7 protein-coding genes and 1 tRNA gene are annotated in these 5055 nt (G+C 62.7%); 2 read left to right on the forward strand and 6 right to left on the reverse strand.

Annotation, left to right across the window (positions count from 1 at the left end; all coding sequences use genetic code 11):
- The 4 genes from VMS96_13200 to VMS96_13215 form a co-directional block, all read right to left on the reverse strand.
- A partial coding sequence (locus tag VMS96_13200) for a hypothetical protein (GenBank protein HVP44384.1) occupies positions 1 to 699 on the reverse strand: 699 nt, incomplete at its 3' end.
- 299 nt (positions 700 to 998) lie between these two features.
- Positions 999 to 1484, reverse strand: coding sequence for a hypothetical protein (locus tag VMS96_13205; protein ID HVP44385.1), 486 nt, complete (start codon positions 1482 to 1484; stop codon positions 999 to 1001).
- Between the two features lie 191 nt (positions 1485 to 1675).
- The gene (locus VMS96_13210; GenBank protein ID HVP44386.1) at positions 1676 to 2212 is read right to left on the reverse strand and encodes a hypothetical protein; all 537 of its coding nucleotides are present in this window, start codon (positions 2210 to 2212) and stop codon (positions 1676 to 1678) included.
- Positions 2209 to 2994, reverse strand: coding sequence for a hypothetical protein (locus VMS96_13215; GenBank protein HVP44387.1), 786 nt, complete (start codon positions 2992 to 2994; stop codon positions 2209 to 2211). Before VMS96_13215 ends, VMS96_13210 begins: the two co-directional genes overlap by 4 nt.
- Positions 2995 to 3249: 255 nt before the next feature.
- Here VMS96_13215 and VMS96_13220 point away from each other — a divergent pair, with 255 nt between their 5' ends.
- The gene (locus VMS96_13220) at positions 3250 to 3627 is read left to right on the forward strand and encodes a hypothetical protein (GenBank protein ID HVP44388.1); all 378 of its coding nucleotides are present in this window, start codon (positions 3250 to 3252) and stop codon (positions 3625 to 3627) included.
- Here VMS96_13220 and VMS96_13225 read toward each other — a convergent pair.
- On the reverse strand, positions 3557 to 4363 hold the full coding sequence (locus VMS96_13225) for a helix-turn-helix transcriptional regulator (GenBank protein HVP44389.1): 807 nt from the start codon (positions 4361 to 4363) through the stop codon (positions 3557 to 3559). The genes VMS96_13220 and VMS96_13225 overlap by 71 nt on opposite strands.
- 248 nt (positions 4364 to 4611) lie before the next feature.
- Between VMS96_13225 and VMS96_13230 the strand changes: the two genes are divergently transcribed.
- Positions 4612 to 4687, forward strand: a tRNA-Ile gene (locus VMS96_13230).
- Positions 4688 to 4701: 14 nt separating this feature from the next.
- On the opposite strand, the gene VMS96_13235 is transcribed toward VMS96_13230, so the two are convergent.
- Positions 4702 to 5055, reverse strand: a 354-nt coding sequence (locus tag VMS96_13235; protein HVP44390.1) for a hypothetical protein, incomplete at its 5' end; no start/stop codon positions are given.

Consider the following 5055-nt stretch of genomic DNA (forward strand, 5'->3'; position numbering starts at 1 on the left):
AACATAGGCCTCGGTGGAAGGACGGTTTCCCGCGATGGGCTCGTAGGGCCAGTTGTTAGTGTATGAGTAATTCTTCCCAGGGCGATTCGCCGTTGTGGCCCAGGCCGCCCAAGCGAAGTAGGCGGTCAGAGCTTTCAGCTCCCCGGGGTTCTGAATATAGTTGGCTGGTAGCCCGGGAGCGGCGTCCTTCCTGGTGAAGTAGTCGCTCCATTCGCGAAGCTGTGTGCGGTAGGCAGCCACCTCGCCTGAAGAGAGCCGGAGAGTTCGCGAGGCTGGTTCGTACCGGTTTTCCTTGAGCACCGTCATCGTCCGCGCAGATGCGACGCTCTGCTCGTCCGGGGAAAGCTGCGCAAAGAGTTTGCCGTAATTTTCGGTAGCGATCGTGTCCCGGGTCACTTCGCTGAGCCTATGCAGGTACTCCGCACTGTAATCAGGACCTAAGTAAGCCCCATGGCCCCACAGGGTTCCGTGCTCCATGAGACCGTACTTCAGGAAGACCTCTTGGCCCATTTGGATGTCGGCACCGGTGAAAACCACAGTTCCTGTTCCGTCCACGGCCTGCTCGGGGATCGGTGGAGCGTTCGTGTAGGTCAGAACCGTGACATAGGATAGAACCGAGAAGCCAGCGATCATTACGAGGATCGCAGAGTGTCTCCACCACGGAGAAAGACTCGGAGCGCCAGCAGGCGTGTCGACCATGATATGCCCCCCTCAATGATTCCTATTTATTACTATCGGAGCTTGCACGCAAGTCTCGCAGGCTACTCCGTGGTCCGCTGCCTCGATCTTGACGGGAACGTCACGATTCTCGTACTCATCAACGCGGCCTGACAGGGCAGGCTATTTAGCGGTTAACTGGCGTTAACAGCCCTTATCACAAGTAATCCCTGAGCCACCCATCCCTAGTGTCTGCGCGACCTGCGACCACAAGAGCGGTCAGAAAGCGAACCAAAGGCGCAAGTTAGTGATAAGCCGATTTATCAACAAACCATTCGCAATCAATCCTTGCCGATGTAGTGGAACGGGTAGGTCTTTCTGATTTCGGTCTGATAAGTCTTGGCCGTGATCTTGAAGAGCACATGGTCGGGCAATTCAGTCGGATACGTATCGAGAGCCTTTTTTGTGTCTTCGGCTGGAATAACAATTCCGGCCTCGGCATGCGTGGAAGTTATTGCCAAGAAGACTTTGCCGCGATAGCTGACCTCAGAGGCTTGATACGACGGTTTCTTTGAGTCTGTGGGTCTGAACGTCACCACTGTCCCGGTCTGTTGCCAGTGTCCCTCATCTGTGAGAAAAACCCCCATGTGCTCACGGTCAATCACGCTGTAACGACCATCGGCTCCGAGCTTCACATACGTAGCGCCCACGCCGTGCTCCGCCTTGAAGTAGCGCACTCTCTGCGCCGCAAACAGCGTGTTGCACGCAATAAGAATCGTAAGCAATATGGCGCTGCGTCCAATCCTGCCCATGCGGAAATTCCACATGATTCGAGAGACGAACTCAAGATAACTGGCGTGAACAGCCCTTAGCACAGGTTAGGGCTGCCACCCCCATTTGTTGCGCCGGGGAAATCAGCACCTACAAGGATGCCCCCGAAGGCGAAGGAAAGTGCCTGCCCCACGCGAGCTGCTTTTTCCTGCACCGGGCTTCCTCCGCCGGGTACGGAGTACTCAGTTCACAGCGCCGCCAGCAGGTGTCCTGCTTCCGCCGGCCTGCGGGTCCGCGCCAGCCGCCCGAACTGGTTGCGCAACTCCTCGTAGCGCGTGCCGACCTCCTGCACCGGCGTGGTGATGGACGGGAACCACACTCGTGCGTGCAGGATCGCCAGCACCAGCAGGGCGTACACCCGCAGCCGCAGCGCTGTATTGGCGATCTCCCGCCCCATCGCGGCCGCCTCCGCGTCCTCGCGGCTGAGCGCTTCCCCGATCCGCAGCAGGACTGCGGCGTTGGCCGCGCTGCGCTCCACGTACACGATGGCGGCGCGCAGCCGTTCCCGCTGCACCCGCCGGAACGCCGCCGCCGGCAGGTTCGTGCGCAGGAACTCGTCCTCCGCCGGGTCCACCAGGTTGCGGAACGCCGCCAGGTCCACCGGCCGGGTCGCGCTTCCGACCTCCTCCAGCGTGCCCTTGGCGGCCGTCGTACCCCGCGCCACGGAGAACAGGAAGACGGCCAGCCCGAATCCGGCGGCGACGAAGATGATGGTGATCGTCATCTCTGCAGCAACTCCAGCAGCGTCGTGTTCCAGCCCTCCACGTCCCAGCCCGACGGCCGTGGCGCCGGCCGCGGCTCCGCCGCCGGCCGCAAGACCGCCATCAGCCAGATCAGGATCGCGCAGCTGTAGGCGGCGCTTGAGATCAGGGACAGGACCGGCATGCTTTCGCGGTCAAAGTGCGTGACCACGGCGAACGTGACCAGCTCGCTGCTGCTCACCAAGGCGAGGCCGAGCCCGATCCCGAGCCGGACCGCGGTCCAGCGCAGCCCCAGGGACGCGTGTAACAGGAAGAACAGGAACAGCAGCCCTCCCCGCACGATGTTGATGCTCCTCTCCAGCGTGAACAGCCCGGCAAAGAAGCGGTCGAAGTCCCCGCCGTGCGCAGCAGCAGCGCTCACCACTGCCACCGCCGCCAGGATCACCGTCGCCCATTTCAGCAACATCCATCCCAGCTCGCGTATCCCCTGATACGCCCGGAACGTCACCGCGTACAGCTCATACACGACGGCGAACGACAGGATTGCCTCCAGCGCCTCCAGGTAACCGTAAGCCAGGGCATACCCACGGCGATGGCCCATCTGGTAAAGCGCGAAAAGGATCGCGAACCGCACGAGATGGCTCGCAATAAACGCAAAGAAGAACGGATACTCTCGGTACAGCCTCCGCCGCAACATCACTCCTCCGATGGCGCCCTGCAGCGCTATGCCGCTGAGCCACACCACGTATTGAAGGGTTTGCGTCACGGTGGCTTGACCGGCCAAGCATACCGCCCCGGCGGCCAAGCCACAATGACCTTCTCCTGGCGCCTATTACGGGCAGCTGCTGGGCGAGCACGTCGGCCAGGGGTCGATGCCGCGGGGGACCGGCGACGAAGATAAGGTGCTTGCAAGGGCGAGCAACAGGACTACAATCTGTACGAACCGTTTCACGGGAGACTCCTCATTGCCTGGTTGGCAATCTCCCGCTGAATGTCCCAGAAGGAGAGACACTGGGGCGGGGCGGACACGGTCCGTTCCGTGTTCCGAACTCGGAACAAGATGACGATTTCTTCCGCCTACGACGATTTTTGCGCTCGCACCCTGAGCGCCCTGGCCGGGGCCTGGCAGCGCCTGCAATACCTGGCGCAGCTGCGCGCCCCCGATGGCCGCTATCAGCACTGGGGCCTGGCCCGCACCTTCGGCGACCACGCCGCCCAGCGCGCCTTGGCCCAGGCCCACTCCGAGTTGTTCCTGGAAATATTGCGGACGCCCCTGCGCCGCCTGGACGGCGAGTATTCAGCCGAGGAGGCCGCGCAGTGGTCTTCTTACCTGCCGGAGAATGCGGAAGGCGGGAGCCCCGAGCACTTCAGTTCAGTCGTTTCGGCCCTGGCGGCGTTGTCCGCGGCTCGGCGGCCGTCACCGACCCCAGGCGCATAGCCACCCCGATCACCTGGCCGATCACGTCCGCTTCCTGCGGGTAGGGCAGCATCCGCACCGGCACCGGCGACAGCGGATGCGGCTGCAGCGTCAGCTGGTCTCCTCGCAACGAGCACCAGCAGCAGGTGTACCCACCACGGGTTTCCACGAAGTAGATGGGGCGCTCGTATTCCGAGCGCCACATCCCTTCCGTCACCTTGTTCACCGATTCGTCGATCTGCACGAACGACCCCGGCATCAGGATCGGGTACATGGTGTAGTCTTCGCTGCCGATGTAACCGTAGGTGTAATCGGTATTGGCGAACTTGGCCAGGTACGCCAGCGGCACCAGGCCCCACTGCTCCACCATGCGTCCGAAGTTCACCGTCCGGCGCAGGTCGAATCCCGGGTCCAGCCGCAGCGGCACCTGCACGCTGGGGGGGTCGCAGACCGTGCTCAAGTGGGTCTTGGCGGGCTCCACCGCCGACAGGTCGGTGGCGCTCGCGTTCAGGTCGATGCCGTACCAGTCGAACAGCTCCCGGATGTCCCGCCGGTAGATGACCGCCAGCGTGTACAGCCGGTACAGGCTGGGCAGGATGCCCTTGCTCTCGATGTCCGACAGCCGGCTGAGGGTGAGCACGAAGTTCTCGTTGCCGTGCTTGGCGGCGATGCGCAGGCTGGCCGCCTCCACGTCCCGGATGGTCAGTCCAAGCTCTTCCCGCAGCGCCCGCAACCGCTGCCCTGTCCTGAACGACACCGATCTCTCCTTATACCTGGGTACCTGGGCTTTCTCGTTGATGGCCGATATCTTACCCGCGTTTCTCCGCCTATACTAGGGTTTGCCTGCTCTTCGCGGGTCCGTAGCTCAGCGCTAGAGCAGACGGCTCATGATTTGAGGCGTTTAGCGGGCGTGAGCGACCCTGAGCGAAGTCGAAGGGGAGCGGGAGTCCGCTGCCGAAATCCTGAGCGACGCTCCGTCGCGAAGGACCTCTATACTGGCAATTGGGGCCCGTAGCTCAGCGGTCAGAGCAGGGGACTCATAATCCCTTGGTCCCTGGTTCGAATCCAGGCGGGCCCACCAAGACCGTTTGTAGCCTACCGGTATTTCCCGGTCAGGGCGTTCCAGCGGATCTTCAGCATCTCGACAAACATCCGGGTGCCGTCGCGCAGGGGCGAGATCTTGGAGCGCTCGTCGTGGGCCCAGCGCACTGGCACCTCGTGGGTCTTCAATCCCAGCTGGTCGGCGATGAACAGGATCTCCGGGTCGAAGCCCCAGCGCTCGATGCGCTGGCGGGGGAAGATGAGGCCCGCGGCGCGGCGGGTGAAGGCCTTGAAGCCGCATTGTGTGTCCTTGTAGCGCAGCCCGAGCATCACCCGCAACAGCAGGTTGAAGATGCGCCCGGCGGCCTGGCGGTAGAGCGGCTGGCGCTCGGTCTGGAGCGCGGGGTC

The sequence above is a fragment of the Terriglobales bacterium genome, from assembly GCA_035543055.1.
Taxonomy (GTDB): Bacteria; Acidobacteriota; Terriglobia; order Terriglobales; family Acidobacteriaceae; genus JAIQFD01.